The sequence below is a fragment of the Paractinoplanes deccanensis genome (assembly GCF_016862115.1).
Taxonomy (GTDB): Bacteria; Actinomycetota; Actinomycetes; order Mycobacteriales; family Micromonosporaceae; genus Actinoplanes; species Actinoplanes deccanensis.
In genome coordinates, this window is sequence record NZ_BOMI01000128.1 from 1 (window position 1) to 19499 (window position 19499).

General features: G+C 70.7%; 17 protein-coding genes. 12 read left to right on the forward strand and 5 right to left on the reverse strand.

Annotated elements, in window-relative coordinates:
- Window positions 1–82 precede the first annotated feature (82 nt).
- Window positions 83–2125: a SpoIIE family protein phosphatase gene (locus Ade02nite_RS31935; RefSeq protein ID WP_379036744.1), complete on the reverse strand. Its 2043-nt coding sequence runs from the start codon at window positions 2123–2125 to the stop codon at window positions 83–85.
- Between the two features lie 112 nt (window positions 2126–2237).
- Here Ade02nite_RS31935 and Ade02nite_RS31940 point away from each other — a divergent pair, with 112 nt between their 5' ends.
- Window positions 2238–6644, forward strand: a complete 4407-nt coding sequence (locus tag Ade02nite_RS31940; protein WP_203772010.1) for a HAMP domain-containing protein — start codon at window positions 2238–2240, stop codon at window positions 6642–6644.
- Window positions 6637–7185 (forward strand): response regulator, encoded by a 549-nt coding sequence (locus Ade02nite_RS31945; protein WP_203772012.1) that lies wholly within the window; start codon window positions 6637–6639, stop codon window positions 7183–7185. The genes Ade02nite_RS31940 and Ade02nite_RS31945 overlap by 8 nt, the downstream gene beginning before the upstream one ends.
- Here Ade02nite_RS31945 and Ade02nite_RS31950 read toward each other — a convergent pair.
- From Ade02nite_RS31950 to Ade02nite_RS31960, 3 genes are all read right to left on the reverse strand, one after another.
- Complete coding sequence (locus Ade02nite_RS31950) at window positions 7182–7529, reverse strand: thioredoxin family protein (protein ID WP_203772014.1); 348 nt, start codon at window positions 7527–7529, stop codon at window positions 7182–7184. The two genes, Ade02nite_RS31945 and Ade02nite_RS31950, sit on opposite strands and share 4 nt — an antisense overlap.
- Window positions 7502–7885: a MerR family transcriptional regulator gene (locus Ade02nite_RS31955; RefSeq protein WP_203772016.1), complete on the reverse strand. Its 384-nt coding sequence runs from the start codon at window positions 7883–7885 to the stop codon at window positions 7502–7504. The genes Ade02nite_RS31950 and Ade02nite_RS31955 overlap by 28 nt, the downstream gene beginning before the upstream one ends.
- 68 nt (window positions 7886–7953) lie before the next feature.
- Window positions 7954–8280, reverse strand: coding sequence for an STAS domain-containing protein (locus Ade02nite_RS31960; protein WP_203772018.1), 327 nt, complete (start codon window positions 8278–8280; stop codon window positions 7954–7956).
- 146 nt (window positions 8281–8426) lie between these two features.
- Here Ade02nite_RS31960 and hemL point away from each other — a divergent pair, with 146 nt between their 5' ends.
- From hemL to ccsB, 6 genes are read left to right on the forward strand one after another with little or no spacing between them, the layout of a single operon-like run.
- Window positions 8427–9761: a glutamate-1-semialdehyde 2,1-aminomutase gene (hemL, locus tag Ade02nite_RS31965; protein ID WP_203772020.1), complete on the forward strand. Its 1335-nt coding sequence runs from the start codon at window positions 8427–8429 to the stop codon at window positions 9759–9761.
- Entirely contained in the window at window positions 9758–10414 is a 657-nt protein-coding gene (locus Ade02nite_RS31970) for a histidine phosphatase family protein (protein WP_203772022.1), read from the forward strand. Before hemL ends, Ade02nite_RS31970 begins: the two co-directional genes overlap by 4 nt.
- A 3-nt stretch (window positions 10415–10417) precedes the next feature.
- Window positions 10418–10972, forward strand: coding sequence for a TlpA disulfide reductase family protein (locus Ade02nite_RS31975; protein WP_203772024.1), 555 nt, complete (start codon window positions 10418–10420; stop codon window positions 10970–10972).
- The gene (locus tag Ade02nite_RS31980) at window positions 10972–11772 is read left to right on the forward strand and encodes a cytochrome c biogenesis CcdA family protein (RefSeq protein WP_203772026.1); all 801 of its coding nucleotides are present in this window, start codon (window positions 10972–10974) and stop codon (window positions 11770–11772) included. Before Ade02nite_RS31975 ends, Ade02nite_RS31980 begins: the two co-directional genes overlap by 1 nt.
- A complete protein-coding gene (gene resB / locus Ade02nite_RS31985; protein ID WP_203772028.1) occupies window positions 11769–13376 on the forward strand; it encodes a cytochrome c biogenesis protein ResB in 1608 nt (535 codons plus the stop codon). The genes Ade02nite_RS31980 and resB overlap by 4 nt, the downstream gene beginning before the upstream one ends.
- Window positions 13376–14344 (forward strand): c-type cytochrome biogenesis protein CcsB, encoded by a 969-nt coding sequence (gene ccsB / locus Ade02nite_RS31990; protein ID WP_203772030.1) that lies wholly within the window; start codon window positions 13376–13378, stop codon window positions 14342–14344. Before resB ends, ccsB begins: the two co-directional genes overlap by 1 nt.
- Here the strand turns inward: ccsB and Ade02nite_RS49715 are convergent.
- Window positions 14341–15438 (reverse strand): hypothetical protein, encoded by a 1098-nt coding sequence (locus tag Ade02nite_RS49715; RefSeq protein ID WP_239169215.1) that lies wholly within the window; start codon window positions 15436–15438, stop codon window positions 14341–14343. The two genes, ccsB and Ade02nite_RS49715, sit on opposite strands and share 4 nt — an antisense overlap.
- A gap of 115 nt (window positions 15439–15553) precedes the next feature.
- On the opposite strand from Ade02nite_RS49715, the gene Ade02nite_RS32000 reads away from it, so the two are divergent.
- From Ade02nite_RS32000 to Ade02nite_RS32015, 4 genes are read left to right on the forward strand one after another with little or no spacing between them, the layout of a single operon-like run.
- Window positions 15554–17014, forward strand: a complete 1461-nt coding sequence (locus tag Ade02nite_RS32000) for a menaquinone biosynthesis decarboxylase (protein ID WP_203772032.1) — start codon at window positions 15554–15556, stop codon at window positions 17012–17014.
- On the forward strand, window positions 17011–17907 hold the full coding sequence (mqnP, locus tag Ade02nite_RS32005) for a menaquinone biosynthesis prenyltransferase MqnP (protein WP_203772034.1): 897 nt from the start codon (window positions 17011–17013) through the stop codon (window positions 17905–17907). The genes Ade02nite_RS32000 and mqnP overlap by 4 nt, the downstream gene beginning before the upstream one ends.
- A gap of 31 nt (window positions 17908–17938) precedes the next feature.
- Window positions 17939–18469, forward strand: coding sequence for a SigE family RNA polymerase sigma factor (locus tag Ade02nite_RS32010; protein ID WP_203772036.1), 531 nt, complete (start codon window positions 17939–17941; stop codon window positions 18467–18469).
- Window positions 18453–19499 (forward strand): hypothetical protein, encoded by a 1047-nt coding sequence (locus tag Ade02nite_RS32015; protein WP_203772038.1) that lies wholly within the window; start codon window positions 18453–18455, stop codon window positions 19497–19499. Before Ade02nite_RS32010 ends, Ade02nite_RS32015 begins: the two co-directional genes overlap by 17 nt.

The following is a 19499-nucleotide window of genomic DNA, read 5'->3' on the forward strand; positions in this document are numbered from 1 at the left end:
AGCGGCCGTGGCGTGCTCGGTCGCGGCCAGCGTCCCGTGGCGTGGCGTGGTGGGTGGCGGCCGGCGGCGTGGCGTGGCGGCGTCAGGCGTCGTTGCGGAGGACGAGGATGGCGATGTCGTCGCGGGGCTCTTCGACCGAGAAGTTGATGGTTGTGGAGCGCAGGCGGGCGGCCATCACCTCGGCCGGATAGCCCGCCAGGGGGCCCGCCGCGTCGCGGAGGCGGGCTGTGCCGAACAGCTCGCGGCCTCGGCGGCGTTCGGTGACGCCGTCGGTGTAGAAGATGAGCGAGTCGCCTGGCTGGAGGCGCACCTCGGTGTCGGGGGACGAGATCGTCTCCAGGAGGCCGAGGGCCGTGCCGCCCGCGCCGACGAATGAGGTCTTGCCGTCCGCGTGGACCAGGACCGCTCTGTCGTGGCCGGCCAGGTGCAGGCAGACCGCCAGCACACCGTCGGGGGCTCGGCTCACCGAGGCCATCGCCAGGGTGCAGTAGCGGCCGCCGCCTCGCTGGACCAGTGTCCGGTTGACGCGGCAGAGGATCTCGTTCATCGGCTTGCCGTCGTCGACCAGGATGCGGATCACGTCGCGGACCAGGCCGGTCACCGTTGCCGCCTGGACGCCCTTGCCGGAGACGTCGCCGACCACCACGATCCAGCTGTCGGGGCCCGACGGCACCACGTCGTAGAAGTCGCCGCCGACCTCGGAGCCGGTCGGGACGTATTCGGCCGCGAAGCCGACGCCGTCGACCCGGGGGAGGGTCGGCGGGAGCAGCGAGGCCTGCAGGGTGCGGGCGACCTTGTGCCGCTCGTCGTGGATGCGCGCGTTGTCGATCGCCAGGGCCGCCCGGCGTGCCACGTCCTCGAGGATCGCCACCTCGTCGGTGTCGTGCCTGATGCGGTGGTGGCGGCCGACCGCGAGCGTGCCGAGCCTGGTGCCCCGGGCGACCAGCGGCACGGCGAAGCCCTCCGCCGGTGGCCCGAGCATCACCTGGGTGCCGAGCCGGGACGCCTCCTCGAGGCGGGACAGGACCGAGTCGGGACCCGTCTGCGCCAGCGTCTCGTGCAGCTCGGGCAGCGCCGACTCGTCGGTGTGTGTCGCCGCGGCCAGCTGGAGGTGGCCCCACGCGTCTGTCGTGTGCACCGCGCACCACTGGCCGAGCCGGGGCACCACCAGCTGCGGGATCAGCGCCATCGTCAGGTTGACGTCGAGCGACTGGGCGAGCAGCTCGCTCGCCTCGGCCAGGAACGTCAGCCACGTCTGCCGGCGCAGGTCGGTGCGGCGCAGGCGGTCATTTTCGAGGTGGAGCGAGAAGCGCTCGGCGACCATGGTGGCCAGCGGCTGCGCGTAGCCGATGGGGGACGCGTCGAGTTCGAGCTCGCCCGCGTACGGCCGGTGGACCGACAGCGGCACCCGGATGGTCTCGGCGTCGTCGCGCGGCGCTCGGCCGTAGCGGGCCAGCAGCTGGGGGCCGCCACCGTCGCCGCGGTCGAGCCGGATCACCGCGCCCGCCGCGCCGGTCAGCTGGGCCAGCTGCGCGAGCAGGCCGGCGGCGAACTCGGCCAGCCCGTCCTCGGTCTGCCGCTCGGGGGCGACCTGGAGCAGCGCGGTGAGCGCGCCGGCGCTCGGGGTGCCGCCCTCGATCTCCTGGGGGGTCGCCGGCACCACGGCCGCCGCCGTCTCGCCGGCGGGCTCGCGTTCGAGGCGGAACCAGACGCCCTTGCCGGTGCCCTCGTGCACCGTGCCCCAGCGGCTGGCGAAATGGTCGACCAGCAGCAGGCCCCGGCCGCGCTCGGCGACCTCGCCGATGTCGACGCTCTCGTTGCGCGGGCCGACCGCGAGCTGCTCGACCGGGCCGGGCGCGAAGTCGGTGACCGTGACGGTCAGCCCGGTCGCGTCGGCGCGCACCTCGATGTCGAGCTCGGTGTTGGCGTGCACCACCGCGTTGGTGGAGAGCTCGGTGGTCAGCAGCAGGGCCTCGTTGAGCAGGGGGTCGAGACCCGCCTCCTCGAGGACGGAGCGCACCAGGGCGCGTGCCGCCGCCGGCGTACGCCGGTCGTTGGGCAGGCGAACGCGCCGGACGAGCCCGCCCGCCGGACTCTCCGAGATCGCCTCGGCCTCCGCTGACACCCATGCATCCTCTCCTGAGGAAGGGCCTGTGCACAAAGTCGTGTCTCGCATTGACCCGGTCGGGCGAGAGAGGATAGGGCAGCCCAGCAGTTGGACAGCGAGTGAGGACAGCATGACCGCGGCCAAGGAAGCCAGCGTCGGCGCGCCCGACGACACCGCCGTGCTCGGTGAGCTCGCCGACGCGCTCCGGCGCGTTCGTCGCGGCGATCTCAAGGTTCGGCTGCCCCGCCGCAGCGGGATGGCCGGGGAGGTCGCCGACGCGTTCAACGAGGTCGTGTCGCTCCAGGAGCGGCAAAATCTCGACCTGCGACGGATCAGCCGCATCGTCGGCCGTGACGGTCGGCTCACCGAGCGTCTCGACGACGAGGGACTCGACGGCGCCTGGGCCGACAGCGTCCGTTCGGTGAACGCCCTGATCGACGACCTTGGCCGGCCGACGACGGAGATCTCCCGGGTCATCGTCGCGGTCGCGGAGGGTGACCTCTCTCAGCACATGGCTCTGGAGATGGACGGGCGACCCCTGCGGGGTGAATTCCTCCGCATCGGCCGCACGGTCAACACGATGGTCGACCAGCTGTCGTCGTTCGCCGACGAGGTGACCCGGGTGGCCCGCGAGGTGGGCACCGAGGGCGAGCTGGGCGGTCAGGCCGACGTCCGCGGCGTCGCCGGCACGTGGAAGGACCTGACCGACTCCGTCAACACGATGGCGTCCAACCTGACCCACCAGGTGCGGTCGATCTCCCAGGTGGCCACCGCGATGGCCCGCGGCGACCTGTCCCAGAAGATCACGGTTTCCGCCCGGGGCGAGGTGGCCGAGCTGGCCGACACCATGAACGGCGTGACCGACACGCTGCGGCTCTTCGCCGAGCAGGTCACCCGGGTGGCCCGCGAGGTGGGCACCGAGGGCAAGCTGGGCGGTCAGGCCGAGGTGCCGAACGTGGCGGGCACCTGGAAGGACCTCACCGACTCGGTGAACTCGATGGCGTCCAACCTGACGAGCCAGGTGCGCAACATCGCCCAGGTCTCGACGGCCGTGGCCAAGGGCGACCTGTCCCAGAAGATCACGGTGGCCGCGCAGGGCGAGATCCTGGAGCTGAAGGACACCGTGAACACGATGGTCGACCAGCTGTCGTCGTTCGCCGACGAGGTGACCCGCGTGGCGCGCGAGGTGGGCACCGAGGGCAAGCTGGGCGGCCAGGCCCAGGTCCGGGGCGTTTCTGGCACGTGGCGTGAGCTCACCGAGAACGTGAACCAGCTCGCCGCCAACCTCACCGACCAGGTGCGCAACATCGCCCAGGTCTCGACCGCCGTGGCCAAGGGCGACCTGTCCCAGAAGATCACGGTCGACGCCCGCGGCGAGATGCTGGCGCTGAAGAACACCATGAACACGATGGTCGACCAGCTGTCGTCGTTCGCCGACGAGGTCACGCGGGTGGCCCGTGAGGTCGGCTCGGAGGGCAAGCTGGGCGGTCAGGCCCAGGTCAAGGGCGTGTCCGGCACCTGGCGCGACCTGACCGACAATGTGAACTACATGGCCTCGAACCTGACCAGCCAGGTCCGCAACATCGCCTCGGTCACCACGGCCGTGGCCAAGGGCGACCTGTCGCAGAAGATCACGGTCGACGCGCGCGGCGAGATCCTGGAGCTGAAGTCGACCGTGAACACGATGGTCGACCAGCTGTCGTCGTTCGCCGACGAGGTGACCCGGGTGGCCCGCGAGGTGGGTACGGAGGGCAAGCTGGGCGGTCAGGCGCAGGTGCGCGGGGTGGCCGGCACGTGGCGCGACCTGACCGACAATGTCAACTCGATGGCCTCGAACCTGACGGCCCAGGTGCGCAACATCGCCCAGGTCTCGACCGCCGTCGCCAAGGGCGATCTGTCGCAGAAGATCACGGTCGACGCGCAGGGCGAGATCCTGGAGCTGAAGTCGACCGTGAACACCATGGTCGACCAGCTGTCGTCGTTCGCCGACGAGGTGACCCGGGTGGCCCGCGAGGTGGGCTCCGAGGGCAAACTGGGCGGTCAGGCGCAGGTGCGCGGGGTGGCCGGCACGTGGCGCGACCTGACCGACAACGTCAACTACATGGCGTCCAACCTGACGGCCCAGGTGCGCAACATCGCCTCGGTCACCACGGCCGTGGCCAAGGGCGATCTGTCCCAAAAGATCACGGTCGACGCCCGCGGCGAGATCCTGGAGCTCAAGGACACCGTCAACACGATGGTCGACCAGCTCTCGTCGTTCGCCACCGAGGTCACCCGGGTCGGCCGCGAGGTGGGCGTCGAGGGCAAGCTCGGCGGTCAGGCCCAGGTCAAGGGCGTCTCCGGTACGTGGCAGGACCTCACCGACAACGTCAACCAGCTCGCCTCCACGCTCACCATCCAGCTGCGCGCGATCGCCGAGGTGTCCACCGCCGTGACCCGCGGCGACCTGACCCAGAGCATCGCGGTCGAGGCGCAGGGCGAGGTCGCCGAGCTGAAGGACAACATCAACCAGATGATCGTCACGCTGCGCGAGACGACCAAGGCGAACGCCGAGCAGGGCTGGCTCGACTCCAACCTGGCCCGCATCGGCGGCCTGCTCCAGGGGCAGCGCGATCTCGGCGAGGTCTGCCGCATGATCATGACCGAGGTGACGCCGCTGGTCGACGCGCAGCTCGGCGCGTTCTTCCTGGTCGACAACGAGCAGGCGGTGATGCGGCTGCGGCTGGCGGCCTCGTACGGCTATGTCGCCCGCAACCACGAGGTCACGTTCGGGCCGGGCGAGGGGCTGGTCGGGCAGGCCGCGGTCTCCCGGCGCACCATCCGGGTGCGTGCCACCCACGACGGCATCCTCACCATGCGGTCCGGGCTCATGTCGATGCCGCCGAACGACCTGGTGGTGCTCCCGGTCCTGTTCGAGGGCGAGATGCTCGGTGTCATCGAGTTCGCCTCGGTGGCCGCGTTCTCGGGCCTGCACCTGACGTTCCTGGAGCGGCTGGTCTCGACGATCGGCGTCGCTCTCAACACCATTCAGGCCAACCGGCGTACGGAGGAACTGCTCTCCCAGTCGCAGCGCCTGGCCCGCGAGATGCAGGACCAGTCGGCCGAGCTCCAGCGCACGAACGCCGAGCTGGAGGACAAGGCCCAGCTGCTCAGCGAGCAGAAGGCCAACATCGAGACCAAGAACAGGGAGATCGAGCAGGCTCGTCGGGGCCTGGAGGAGAAGGCGCAGCAGCTCTCGCGCGCGAGCGCGTACAAGTCGGAGTTCCTGGCCAACATGAGCCACGAGCTGCGTACCCCGCTCAACTCGCTGTTGCTGCTGGCCCGGCTGCTGGCGGACAACGCCGAGGCGAACCTGACCGAGAAGCAGATCGAGTTCGCCCGCACGATCCACAGTGCGGGCTCCGACCTGTTGTCGCTGATCGACGACATCCTCGACCTTGCCAAGATCGAGGCGGGCCGGATGGACGTCGAGCCCGATCAGGTCGACTTCGACGGCGTGCGCAGCTATGTGGAGCAGGCGTTCGCGCCGCAGGCCGAGGAGAAGGGCCTGCAGTTCCGGGTGCAGGTGGACGCGGGGCTGCCCGCCTCGATCGTCACCGACCCGCAGCGGCTGCAGCAGATCCTGCGCAACCTGCTGTCCAACGCGGTCAAGTTCACCGACAAGGGATCGGTGACGCTGAACATCTTCGCGGCGCCGCAGAACACCGATTTCGACGTGCCGGCGCTGGCCGCGGCGCACCAGGTGATCGCGTTCTCGGTCTCCGACACGGGCATCGGCATCAACGACGAGAAGCTCGCGATCATCTTCGAGCCGTTCCAGCAGGCCGACGGGACCACCACCCGCAAGTACGGCGGCACCGGCCTGGGCCTGTCGATCAGCCGTGACCTGGCGGCGCTGCTCGGCGGCACCATCGTGGTGTCGTCGCGGCCGGGGGAGGGCTCGACGTTCACCCTCTACATGCCGGACGCGCTGACCGCCGACGGCGTACCGCCGCTGACCTTGCCGACCCTGCCGTCGGCGACCGTCGTGGTGCAGCCGACGCCGGCGCCGCTCGACATGCCACTGCTGGACATGCCGGTGCTCAGCCAGCGCGCCGACATCGAGAGCCACGTGGTGACCCCGGCCAGCCGCCAGCTCGACGGCGCCACGGTGCTGATCATCGACGACGACGTACGGAACGTCTTCGCCCTGACCAGTGCCCTGGAGATGCACGGGCTCAACGTCCTGTACTCGGACAACGGCGTCGACGGGGTGCGCGTGCTCGCCGAGCACCCCGAGATCGACATCGTGCTGATGGACGCGATGATGCCCGACCAGGACGGGTACGAGACGACCCGGGGAATCCGGCGAAACCAGCGCTTCCAGGACCTCCCGGTAGTCTTCCTGACGGCGAAGGCGATGCCCGGTGATCGGGAGTCGGCCCTCGCGGCGGGTGCCAGCGACTACATCACCAAGCCCGTCGACCTCGACGAGCTGATCGAGCTGATGGCCCGTTGGGTGAACGCGGACCCCGAGGAAAGGATCACGCGTGGCTGAGCGTGCCAAGGCCCTGCTCGTCGACGACCGCAAGGACAACTTGCTGGCCCTGGAGGCGATCCTCCAGGGCCTGCCGGTGACCCCGGTGGCCGTGCAGAGCGGCGAGGCGGCGCTGAAGCAGCTGCTCACCGACGATTTCGCGGTCATCCTGCTCGACGCGCAGATGCCCAACATGGACGGCTTCGAGACGGCGAGCCACATCAAGCGGCGCGAGCGCACCCGGCACGTGCCGATCCTGTTCCTCACGGCCGCCGACCGGGACGCGCAGCTCGCGCTCCGGGGCTATGCGGTGGGCGCGGTCGACTACCTGACCAAGCCCTTCGACCCGTGGGTGCTACGCGCCAAGGTGTCCATCTTCGTCGAGCTGTGGACGAAGTCGCAGCAGCTCAAGGCCCAGGCCGACGCGACGCGCGAGCGCGAGGCGCAGTGGCAGCGGCTCACCGAGACGGTGGACGAGGCGGCCCGGGTGCTGCGCTCCGGCGGCGACGACGCCGCCGCCGAAGCGCTGGCCCTCCTGGAGAAGGCCCGCTGGGGCAATTAGACGTTGGCGTACGGGGCGACGGCGTTCGCCAGCAGCTGCCGCAGGACGGACTTCGGGCGGGCGCCGACGGTCGAGCCGGTGAGCACACCGCCGCTGTAGACGAGCAGGGTCGGCAGCGACATGATCCGGTGGGCTCGGGCGGTCTCGGGGTTCTCGTCGGCGTTCAGCGTGGCGATCAGCAGCCTGCCGGCGAACTCGGGGGCGAGCTCGGCCAGGGTGCGGGCCATCGGGCCGCACGGCGGGCACCACTCGGCCCAGACGTCGAGGACGACCGGGGTGGTGGCGTTGCGGATCGTCTCCGCGAAGTTCTGGTCGGTCAGGGCTGGCAGGTCATGGTCAGGCACAGCGACTCCTCGACGGCCTCGTTCAGCTGGGCGCGCAGTCGCTGCCGGATGTCGGTGAGCTGCCCGATGTAGCTGTCCACTTCGGCCAGCTTGCGGCGCAGCACCTCGACCGAGTCCGGGCAGACGTGCCCGAGCTCGTTTCCAGCGCGCAGGCACGCGACGAAGGGCTTGATGTCCTCGAGACCGAAGCCGGCGGCGAGCAGCGAGCGGATCTCGTGCACGACGCGCAGCTCGGCGTCGTCGTACTGGCGGTATCCGTTCGCGTCCCGGCCGGCTCGGACCAGGCCGTGCTGCTCGTAGTAGCGCAGCGTCCTCGTGCTGGTGCCGGCCTTCTCGGCCAGCTCTCCGATCAACATCCCGGCGCCCTCCATCCGTCAGCTGACGTTAGGCGTTGACACCGGCGTCAACGCAACCCTGGGAGGGGTCAGGCGGTGCTGCTGATCATCAAGGCGCTCCTGAGGCCCGTGATATCGAGCACTCGCATGAGGAAGTCGCCGACGTTGGCGAGGGCCAGCACGGAGCGGGCGTGCTGGGCCTTGCGGCTGAGCACGACCAGGGTGCCGAGGCCCTGGGAATCGCAGAAGGTGACACCCGCCATGTCCAGCACGATGCGCGCCGGCGGCTCGGCCAGCACCTCGTTGACCAGCGTCGACAGGTTGGTGACCGTGAGCACGTCGATCTCCCCGGCGAGGTGGAAGACGACCTCGTCGGGGGCTCGCTGAACCGTGATCGACAGTTCGGGTCGCTCCACCCGGTCAGCCTATCGCCTATGCACCGGTTCGGCCCGTCGGGCGCGTCCGTAACAGGGCGTTCCGGACATCCCCGGATGCGGCTTTGCGGCATCCTCGGGTGATGTGAGGAACCCTCTTGAGATTCTTGCCGGGCCCCGCTGACACAATGGGAGCCGCTGTGACCACCTCATACCGCGCCGAGGGCCTCCCCTACCCGGAGGACGCCCCGGCTTCCCAGGCCCTCTTCGACCGCGCCAAGGCCATCGTGCCGGGCGGGGTCAATTCACCCGTGCGTGCGTTCCGAGCGGTCGGTGGCACGCCCCGATTCATGGCGCAGGGCTCGGGCCCGTGGCTGACCGACGCCGACGGCCGGCGTTACGTCGACCTGGTCTGCTCGTGGGGCCCGCTCATCCACGGCCACGCCCGCCCCGAGGTCATCGAGGCCATCCAGGCCGCGGCCGCGCGGGGCACCAGCTTCGGCACGCCCACCGCGGGCGAGGTCGACCTGGCCGAGGAGATCGTCCGCCGCACCCCGGTCGACGAGGTCCGCCTGGTCAACTCCGGCACCGAGGCCACCATGTCGGCGATCCGGCTGGCCCGCGGCTTCACCGGCCGCTCCAAGATCGTGAAGTTCGCCGGCTGCTACCACGGGCACGTCGACGCGCTGCTCGCCGCGGCCGGCTCCGGCGTGGCCACGCTCGGGCTGCCCGACTCGCCCGGTGTCACGGGCGCGGCGGCGAGCGAGACCATCGTCCTGCCCTACAACGACGTCTCCGCTGTCGAGGCGGTCTTCCGCGAGAGCGGCGGCGAGATCGCCGCGATCATCACCGAGGCCGCGGCCGGCAACATGGGGGTCATCGCCCCGCGCGACGGCTTCAACCAGCGGCTCGCCGAGATCGCCCACGCGGCCGGCGCGCTGCTGATCGTCGACGAGGTGATGACCGGCTTCCGGGTCTCGGCCGGTGGCTGGGCCGGGCTCGACCCGGTCGACGCCGACCTGTTCACCTTCGGCAAGGTGATGGGCGGCGGCCTGCCCGCGGCGGCGTTCGGCGGCCGCCGCGACGTGATGTCGCGCCTCGCCCCCGCCGGCCCCGTCTATCAGGCCGGCACGCTCTCGGGCAACCCGCTGGCCTGCGCGGCCGGGCTCGCCTCGCTGCGGCTCGCCGACGACGCGGTCTACAAGCGGCTCGACGAGCTCTCGGCGACGGTCGGCGCGCTCGCCTCCGACGCGCTCAACCAGGCCGGCGTCCCGCACCGGGTGTCGTTCGCCGGCAACATGTTCTCCATCTTCTTCACCGAGGTCGACGTGGTCGACTACGACTCGGCGAAGACCCAGGACGCCGGCGCCTTCAAGGCGTTCTTCCACGAGATGCTGTCGCGCGGGGTCTACCTGCCGCCGAGCGCGTTCGAGTCGTGGTTCGTCTCGACCGCGATCGACGACGCGGCGCTCGAGCAGATCGCGGCGGCGCTGCCGCACGCGGCGAGGGCGGCCGCGCGATGAGCGAGCCCACCAGGACCACCGTGCACGTCCTGCGCCACGGCGAGGTCTACAACCCCGACAAGGTCCTGTACGGCCGGCTGCCCGACTTCCACCTCTCCGAGCTGGGCAAGCAGATGGCCAAGGCGGCCGCCGAGGCGCTCAAGGACCACGACGTGACCTACGTGGTCTCCAGTCCGCTCGAGCGCGCGCAGGAGACGGCCGCCCCGATCGCCGCCGAGTTCGACCTCGAGATCGCCACCGACGTGCGGCTGATCGAGAGCTCCAACTTCTTCGAGGGCAAGAAGGTGTCCGTCGGCGACGGCGCGTTCAGCAACCCGCGTCACTGGTGGGTGCTGCGCGACCCGATCACCCCGTCCTGGGGCGAGGCCTACCTGGTGATCGCGCAGCGCATGTTCGCCGCGGTCCAGGCCGCCCGGGTCGCCGCCGAGGGCCACGAGGCGGTCTGCATCTCGCACCAACTGCCGATCTGGACCCTCCGGCGGTACGTGGAGAAGAAGCGGCTCTGGCACGATCCGCGTAAGCGGCAGTGCGGGCTCGCGAGTCTCACCTCGTTCCACTTCGAAGACTCCAAGATCGTCGGGATCGACTACTCCGAGCCGGCCGCCCATCTGGTGGCCCTGTCCGCGACAGCCAAGACCGCCAAGGGAGCTTGACCCGTGCGCCGCCTCGCCACCGTCCTGACCGTCGCCGTCCTCTCGGCCGGCGCGTTAGCCGGGTGCGGCGGCGACAGCTGGGCCGACAAGTGCACGACGGCCGAGGGCGTGGTCGAGTGCGCCCCCGGCCAGCGCACGCCGGTCAAGGAGGTCAGCGGCGAGCTGCTCGACGGCAAGCCCTACGACCTGAAGCAGGACGCGGGCAAGGTCGTGGTGGTCAACTTCTGGGGCTCCTGGTGCGCGCCGTGCCGCGCCGAGGCCGACGACCTCGAAAAGACGTACCAGTCGACCAAGGCCCAGAACGTCACGTTCCTCGGCGTCAACACCCGCGACGACCGTGACGCGGCGATCCAGTTCGAGCGCAACCGGGTCACCTACCCGAGCATCTACGACGTCGACGGCAAGGTCGCGCTCCAGTTCGACGTGACCCAGACGAGCACCCCGGCCACGCTGATCATCGACCGGCAGGGCCGCATCGCGGTGGCGATCCGCCAGGCCACGACGATCACCCAGCTCCAGCCCCTGGTCGAAAAGGTGGCCGCGGAGGGGAACGGCTGATGGGCGACCACTTCGCCTCGATCGCCAGCGGCGGGCCGCTGGTGCTGGCCGTCGCCGTGGCCGCCCTCGCGGGCCTGGTCAGCATCCTGTCGCCCTGCGTCCTGCCCCTCGTGCCGGGCTACCTGTCCTACGTCACCGGGCTGGCCGGGTCGGACCTCGACGCCTCCGCCTCGTCGGCCACCGCGGCCGGCGGCGGCGTCGCGACGGCCACCAAGGCGCAGAGCAGGAGCCGCGTGCTCGCCGGCACGAGCCTGTTCGTGCTCGGCTTCGCGGTGGTCTTCATCCTGCTCAACGTCGTGGTGGCCAACGTCGGCTTCCTGCTGCGCCACCAGGACGCGCTCAACGTCGTCCTCGGCGTGATGATCATCGTGCTGGGCCTCGGCTACCTCGGCTGGATCCCCGGCCTCCAGCGCGAGGCGCGCATCACGAAGCTCCCGGCCGCCGGCCTGGTCGGTGCGCCGATCTTCGGGGCGATCTTCGCGCTCTCCTGGGTGCCCTGCGTGGGGCCGACGCTCGGCGCCGTCATGCTGCTCGGCGCGACCACCGGCGAGACCGACCGCGCGGTGATCCTCGCGATCGCGTACAGCCTGGGCCTGGGCATTCCGTTCGTGCTCTTCGGTCTCTTCTTCAGCAAGCTGCTCGGCGTCTTCCGGGCCATCCGGCGCAACAGCCGCTGGGTGACCCGGGTCGGCGGGGCGCTGCTGATCCTGGTCGGCCTCGCCCTGGTCACGGGCGGCTGGAACCAGTTCCTGATCTGGCTGCGGGTGACCTTCGACTTCGGCGGGGGGACGCTGCTGTGACCATCGTCGAGGAGCGTCCCGCCCCGCCCGCCGCGCCGCCGCCGCGCCCGTCCCGGCGCATCTGGGCGCTGCTGCGCAACTCGTGGCGACAGCTCACCAGCATGCGTACGGCCCTGGTGCTGCTCTTCCTGCTCGCCGTCGCCGCGATCCCGGGCTCGATCTTTCCCCAGCGCGCGGTCAACGCCGAAAAGGTCACGCAGTACTACACGGCGCACCCCAAGCTGGCGCCCTGGCTCGAGAAGCTCGGCGGCTTCGAGGTGTACGCCTCGCCGTGGTTCGCCTCGATCTACCTGCTGCTGTTCGTCTCGCTGATCGGCTGCGTGGTGCCGCGGCTGATCGACCACGTGCGCGCCCTGCGCATCGCGGTGCCCGACGCGCCCAAGCGCTTCGGCCGCCTGCCGCAGCACAGCGACGAGTGGAGCAGCTCGCTCACGCCCGCCGCTGCCGCCGGGGTGATCGCCAAGCAGCTGCGCGGCCGCCGCTTCCGCACCAAGGTGCGCGAGCAGGAGGACGGCAGCTTCACGGTCTCGGCCGAGAAGGGCTATCTCAAAGAGACCGGCAACCTGCTCTTCCACATCAGCATGCTGGCCGTGCTGATCGGGGTGGGCTTCGGTCACTGGTACGGCTGGCACGGCAACCGCATCCTCGTCGGCGGCGCCGACCAGGGGTTCTGCAACGTGCTCCCGCAATACGACGACTCGTCGCTCGGGCCCCGCGTGGACACGGCCGACCTGCCGAACTTCTGCATCAAGCTGACGAAGTTCGACGCGACCTACCAGACCACCGGGCAGCCCAAGACGTTCTCCGCGACCGTCTCGGTCACCCAGGACGGCGGGGCCGCCGAGACCCGGTCGTTCACCGTCAACGACCCGCTGCGGCTCCACGGCGCCAGCGTCCACCTGCTCGGCCACGGCTACGCGCCGATCCTGCGCTACACCGACCGCTACGGCGTCTCGCAGACCAAGGTGGTGCCGTTCCTGCCGGTCGACGCCATGCAGACCAGCGAGGGCGTCGCCCAGTTCCCGGACGTCAACATCGACCCCAAGACCGGCAAGCGGGACGCCACGCTGCAGATGGGCTTCGAGGGCCGATACCTGCCGACGGTCGCCAAGGACGGCAGCGCCACCTCGGCGTTCCCGGCCGAGAACGACCCCGCGCTCTACCTGACCGCCTACCGCGGCGACCTCGGCCTCGACGTGGGCACGCCCGGCTCGGTCTACTCGCTCGACCAGGGGCAGATCGCCACCGGCGAGCTCAAGAACATCACCGGCACCCGGCCTCACCCGATGCGCGTCGGCGACACCTGGACCCTGGACGACGGCAGCAAGCTCGAGTTCCTCGGCACCAGGCCGTTCGCCACGCTGTCGATCCGGCACGACCCGACCCAGTCGCTGGCGCTCGCCGGCGCGGTCCTCGGGCTGCTCGGCCTGATGCTCTCGCTGTGGGGTCACCGGCGCCGGGTCTGGTTCCGCGCCCTGCCAGGAAGGTCGGCAGTGTCCGGCGGTACGTTGTTGGTGGCCGGTGGCCTCCCGCGCACCGACTATCCCGGTTTTCCGGACGAGTTCGAAGCTTTGGTCAAGACCGCCGAGGAAGGGACACCCTGATGGCGGAGTTGTCGAATCAGTTGGTGGCCGCCGCCGTCCTGGCATACCTGGCCGCGATGATCTGCTACGCGGGCGAGTACGCGTTCGGCAAGCGCAGCCACATCGGCAAGGCCGCGTCGCGTCCGGCCCGCCAGCTCGTGGGCGCCGGCGCTCCCGTCCCCGACGACATCGTCTCGGACGACCCGCCGCCGCCCGCCCGGCGTGACCGCGCCGAGCTCACCGGCCGCATCGCGGTCGGCTTCAACGCCCTCGCCGTGCTGCTGCACCTCGGCGCCCTGGTCACCCGCGGCGTCGCGGCGGACCGCATGCCGTGGGGCAACATGTACGAATACATCCTGTCGACGACCTTCGTCGCCTCGGCGGTCTGGATCGGCGTGGTGCTGGCCCGCCCGGCGGTGCGCCACCTGGGCCTCTTCGCGGCGCTGGCGCTGGTCGTCATGCTCGGCGCGGCCAGCCTGATCGCCTACACGCCGGTCGGCCCGCTCGTGCCGGCGCTCAACTCGTACTGGTTCATCATCCACGTGTCGACGGTCATCGTGGGTTCCGGCATCTTCCTGATCGGCGCGGTCCCGGCGGCGATGTTCCTCATCCGCAACGGGTACGACGAGGGCAAGCGCCGTTTCCCGTACACGCTGGGCAAGCGCGTCCCCGAGGCGGCGGTGCTCGAGCGGCTGACGTTCCGCCTGCACGCCTTCGCCTTCCCGCTGTTCACCTTCGGCGCCCTGATCGCCGGGCCGATCTGGGCCGAGGCGTCGTGGGGCCGCTACTGGGGCTGGGACCCCAAGGAGGTGTGGGCCTTCATCTCCTGGATCGTCTACGCCGGCTACCTGCACGCCCGGGCCACCCCCAGCGTCAAGCGCACGGTGGCGACCTGGATCGCGCTGATCGGCTTCGTGACCATGCTGATGAACCTGTTCGGCGTCAACCTGTTCTTCGAGGGCCTGCACTCGTACGCGAACGCGGGCTAGTCGAGCAGCTTGCCGAGGAGCCGGGGCTTTCGCTCCGGCTCCTCCGGCTTTTCCGAGGGCAGGTCACCGACCACGTCGGCGTCGCCGAGCGGCAGCGGCGGGCGCGGGGGTGCCGCCGAGCGCAGCAGGCCGCGGTCGCAGTCGCCGGCGGTCCAGGTGTCGTAGCGGGTCTGCCAGTCGAGGCAGAAGCCGCCGCGCTGCTGCCGCTGGGTGGGGTCGGTGCCGGTCAGGGTGGGCACGTCCTCGCGCCAGAGCCGTGGCTCGCCGCCGTCCGCCGGGCGCAGCCGCACGTTGTCGACGGTCACCGGGGGCACGTCGATCAGGCCCGGTCGGCCGGCGTCGACGTGCACCTCCACGTACTGCTCCACCACCGCGGTCTCGCCGATCGCCAGGCGCTGGGCGGTGAGCAGGTTCCACCGGTTGCCCCACCAGAGCCAGGCGCTCCACACGCCGCCCGGGTCGCTGTGCAGGTCGAGCCAGACCTTGTCGCCGGGGCGCAGCGCGTACTGGTCGTAGAACTGCCAGGTCTTGGTGTTGGTGTTGAACGTGTAGATGTGCTGCCGTCCGGGGCCGGCCCAGCCGGTCTCCGCCCAGCCGGCCTCCAGCCAGGTGATGACGCCGCGGCCGAGGTTGCGCTTGACCATGAAGCGGCCGGCGACGAAGTCGTACGAGCGGGGCCGGATAGACCCGTCGACGATCGACATGCGGCCGGAGACGCCGGCCCACTCGCCGCCGGTGTTCGCGCCCAGGTGGTGGTAGCCGCTGGGGGTGAAGCCCGCCTCGCCGCGCCTGGGCAGGCGCACGCCCGACTCGACGACGGGGCTGGTGGCCGCCCGGCACGCGCCGGGAGCGCCGGAGCCGGCGGGTCTCGTGGGCGGGCGGGTGGAGCGCTTCAGAGGCGGGCACGCGGGCAGCGTGGTGCGCTTGGCGGCCTTTCCCTCGGCGGCCGTCGAATCCGCGTTCCGGGCCGGAGCCTTCTCGCCGGCCGCCGGAGCGACGCCGGCCGTTGCTTTCTCGGCGGCTGCGGGGGCGATGCCGGACAGGGCGGCCAGGCCTGCCACCGCGCACCACAGCGCCACGTTCCGGACCTTCACCGGGTCACCTCCGCCACATCGGATTAATCGCCCAGTCCAACTCGAATCGGACATCCCGAGTGACGGTGATCGCCCCGGCTCGGAACTGTCGGACCCGTGGGGAAGACTGGGGTGCATGGCGCCGCGTGGGTTTCCCTATGAAGATCTGCAAAGCTTCGTCGCCGCTCTGGAGGCGGCGGGTGAGCTGCGCCGGGTGACCGTGCCGGTCGACCCGACGCTCGAGATCAGCGAGGTGGTGACACGCACCGTCCGGGCCGGCGGCCCGGCGCTGCTCTTCGAGCGGCCCACCCGCGGCGACATGCCCGTCGCGATCAACCTTTTCGGCACCGAGAAGCGCATGGCCATGGCCCTCGGCGTCGAGACGCTCGACGAGGTCGGCAACCGCATCGGCGAGATGCTCAAGCCCGAGCTCCCGGTCGGCTGGTCCGGCATCCGCGAGGGCATCGGCAAGGTCCTCCAGCTCAAGTCGCTGCCGCCGCGCAAGGTCAAGACCGCGCCCTGCCAAGAGGTGGTGCTCAAGGGCGACGAGGTCGACCTCGGCAAGCTGCCCGGCCTCCAGGTCTGGCCCGGCGACGGCGGCGTCTTCCACAACTTCGGCCTCACCCACACCAAGCACCCCGAGACCGGCAAGCGCAATCTGGGCCTCTACCGGCTCCAGCAGCACTCGCGCAACACCCTGGGCATGCACTGGCAGATCCACAAGGACTCGACCGCACACCACGCCGTCGCCGAGCGGCTCGGCCGGCGCCTGCCCGTCGCCATCGCGATCGGCTGCGACCCCGTCGTGTCCTACGCGGCGAGCGCCCCGCTCCCGTCCGACATCGACGAATACCTGTTCGCGGGCTTCCTGCGCGGCGAGCGCGTCGAGATGGTCGACTGCCTGACCGTCCCGCTCCAGGTGCCGGCGAACGCCCAGATCATCCTTGAGGGCTACCTCGAGCCGGGCGAGCGGCTGCCCGAGGGCCCGTTCGGCGACCACACCGGCTTCTACACGCCGGTTGAACCTTTCCCGGTGCTGCACGTCGAGTGCATGACCATGCGAAAGAAGCCGATCTACCACTCGATCATCACGTCGAAGCCGCCGCAGGAGGACCACGGACTCGGCAAGGCGACGGAGCGGATCTTCCTGCCGCTGCTGCGGATGCTGATCCCCGACATCGTCGACTACGACCTGCCCGCGGCCGGCGTCTTCCACAACTGCGCGATCGTCTCCATTCGCAAGCGATACCCCAAACATGCCCAAAAGATCATGAACGCGATCTGGGGCGCCCACCTGATGTCGCTCACCAAGCTGATCGTGATCGTCGACGAGGACTGCGACGTCCACGACTACAACGAGGTCGCCTTCCGCGCCTTCGGCAACGTCGACTACGACCGCGACCTGATGCTCACCCAGGGCCCGGTCGACCATCTCGATCACGCCTCCTACCAGCAGTTCTGGGGCGGCAAGGCGGGCATCGACGCCACCCGTAAGCTGCCGAGCGAGGGTTACACCCGGGGCTGGCCCGAGGAGATGACCATGTCGCCCGAGGTGGTGGGCCTGGTGGACAAGCGCTGGAAGGAATACGGCATATGACAGCGGTCGCCGAGGTCCCGGAAAAACCGGGCAAGGTGAAGTCGTTCCTGCGGCTGGTCACCATCGAGCATTCGGTCTTCGCCCTGCCGTTCGCCTACCTCTCGGCCGCGGTGGCGCTCGACCGCGAGGGCACCGGCATCCACTGGATCGACCTGCTGCTCATCACCGTCGCGATGGTCTCGGGCCGTACGTTCGCGATGGCGGCCAACCGCATCCTCGACCGCAAGATCGACGCGCAGAACCCGCGGACCCGCAACCGCGAGCTCGTCACGGGCGCGGTCTCCCCGCGTACGGCCTGGACCGGCGCCCTTGTCTCGCTGGTCGTGATGGCCGTGGCGGCCGGGCTGCTCAACCGGCTCTGCCTGGTGCTCTTCCCGCTCGCCGTGATCCCGCTGGTCGTCTACCCCTACGCCAAGCGGTTCACCAACTTCCCGCACTACGTGCTCGCCCTGGCCCAGGCGGTCGCCCCGGTCGGCGCCTGGCTCGGCATCACCGGCACGTTCTCCGGCTCCGGCCCGGCCTGGCTGCTCGGTGTCGCGGTGGGCCTCTGGATCGGCGGGTTCGACATCATCTACGCCTGCCAGGACGTCGAGGTCGACCGCAAGATCGGCGTGCACTCCACCCCGGCCCGCTTCGGCGTGCGCACGGCGCTGCACATCTCGACCGCCACCCACGTTGTGACGTTCGCGCTCTTCGTGTGGTTCGGCCACCTCGTCGGCCTCGGCTGGCTCTGGTGGATCGGCCTGGCGCTGACCGCCGCGGCCTTCGTCTATCAGCACGTCATCGTGACGCCGAACGACCTCTCCAAGGTCAACCGGGCGTTCTTCACCGCCAACGGCTTCGTCGGCATCGTGCTGTTCCTCTTCGCCTTGCTCGACCTGATTTTGCTGTAACCCGCGAGCCATCGGCCTCCGTCTAATCCGCGTGAGCGACAAAGAGGCCGAGTTCCGGGAGTTCGTGGCCGCGCAGATGGAACAACTGCGCGGCCTCGCCTTTCTGACGTGCGGCGACTGGCAGGTGGCCGAGGACGCTGTCCTCGCGGCCCTGGCCCGGCTGTACGTGAGGTGGAACCGCGTCGACAAGCCCGACGTGTACGCCCGTACGGCGGTGGTGCGGGCCGCGATCGACGAGACCCGGCGCCCGTGGTGGCGGCGCGAGCAGTCGCACAGCCACGCCGCGATGCCCGACCGGGCCGCGCCCGACCCGATGCCGGGTGTCGAGGACCGGCTGCACCTGCGCGAGGCGCTGCTGCACGTGCCGCCGAAGCAGCGGGCGGTGCTGGTGTTGCGCTTCCTCGAAGGCCTCAGCGTCCAGCAGACCGCGGCCGCCCTGCGGTGCCCGGAAGGCACGGTCAAGGTGTACACGTCCCGCGGTCTCGACATCCTGCGCCGTGTGCTCGGCGTAAACCTCGGCATCGACGAGCAGGCGGGAGGCCGGCATGAAGCAGCTGTCTGACCTGATGAGGGAGGCCGTCCAGACGGACGCGCCGCCGCTGCGCCACTCCGTCGACGACGTGGTCGCGGCCGGCAAGAGCCGCACGAGGCGCCGGGCGGCGGGCTGGACGTCGCTGGCCGTGGTGGCAGTGGTCGCCGCGATCGGCGTCCCGCAGGCTGTCCTGCACCGGGCCGGCCCGGCACGGCCGGACATCGCGCCGGCCACGTCGGCGCCGCCGAACGCCGAGCCGCCCACCGTGGCGTACACGTTCAAGGGCTACACCGCCGGAGACCTCCGCGTCGCCGACCCCAACGTCTGGCGACTCGACCTGGAGGAGGCGGCGGTCGTGCGGGGCGAGGAGACCGTCGGCAGTCTCGATGTCTACCGCGCCGGCGTCGATCCGCGCCGCATCTACCACTTCGAGAAGGTCACCGCGACCGATCCGATCGAAGGGCGGCCCGCCGTCGTCATCGGCGACGGCGCCCTCCGCGAGCGGCTGGCCTGGCAGTACGCGCCCGGGGCATGGGCCGTCGCCGCGCCGCGGGACCAGACGCCCCTGGACGAGCTGCGACAGCTGGCCGAGGCGTTCCGGCCGTCGCGGGCATACGGCGTCACCGTGCCGTTCCGGGCGGCCGTGCCGGGCGGATTGCGGATCATCTCGATCACCACCAGCGGCGACCGGGCGCGGGTGACAGCGGCGACCGACAAGCTCTTCCGCCGGATGCTGGCCGACCAGGACCGGCAGAACCCCGAGGGTGCCTACGACAACGTGAGCGACGGCTTGACCCTCGAGATCGGCCCGAGCTCGTCGAGCCCGTTGCGGCCGGCCGGCACGAAGGCCATCTGCACGGAACCCGCCCACGCCCAGCCCTGCGTCAAGTTCGTCGCGGGCGACCGCTACGTCGTGCAGGCACAGGGCCCACCCACGGCGACCCGGGCCGACGTGGCCGGGCTGCTCGACGGTGTCTCCGTGACCGACCCCGCCGATCCGTCGACGTGGGTTCCCGCCGATGAGGCGTTCCCCGCATCTGCCCTGCCGCCGAGAAACTGA

Coding starts and splice junctions, on each gene's coding strand:
- Ade02nite_RS31980 (WP_203772026.1), top strand. CDS start 10,972: ATGGGCGACCACTTCGCCTCGATCGCCAGCGGCGGGCCGCTGGTGCTG.
- hemL (WP_203772020.1), top strand. CDS start 8,427: ATGGGAGCCGCTGTGACCACCTCATACCGCGCCGAGGGCCTCCCCTAC.
- Ade02nite_RS31955 (WP_203772016.1), bottom strand. CDS start 7,885: ATGTTGATCGGAGAGCTGGCCGAGAAGGCCGGCACCAGCACGAGGACG.
- Ade02nite_RS31940 (WP_203772010.1), top strand. CDS start 2,238: ATGACCGCGGCCAAGGAAGCCAGCGTCGGCGCGCCCGACGACACCGCC.
- mqnP (WP_203772034.1), top strand. CDS start 17,011: ATGACAGCGGTCGCCGAGGTCCCGGAAAAACCGGGCAAGGTGAAGTCG.
- ccsB (WP_203772030.1), top strand. CDS start 13,376: ATGGCGGAGTTGTCGAATCAGTTGGTGGCCGCCGCCGTCCTGGCATAC.
- Ade02nite_RS31970 (WP_203772022.1), top strand. CDS start 9,758: ATGAGCGAGCCCACCAGGACCACCGTGCACGTCCTGCGCCACGGCGAG.
- Ade02nite_RS32015 (WP_203772038.1), top strand. CDS start 18,453: ATGAAGCAGCTGTCTGACCTGATGAGGGAGGCCGTCCAGACGGACGCG.
- Ade02nite_RS32000 (WP_203772032.1), top strand. CDS start 15,554: ATGGCGCCGCGTGGGTTTCCCTATGAAGATCTGCAAAGCTTCGTCGCC.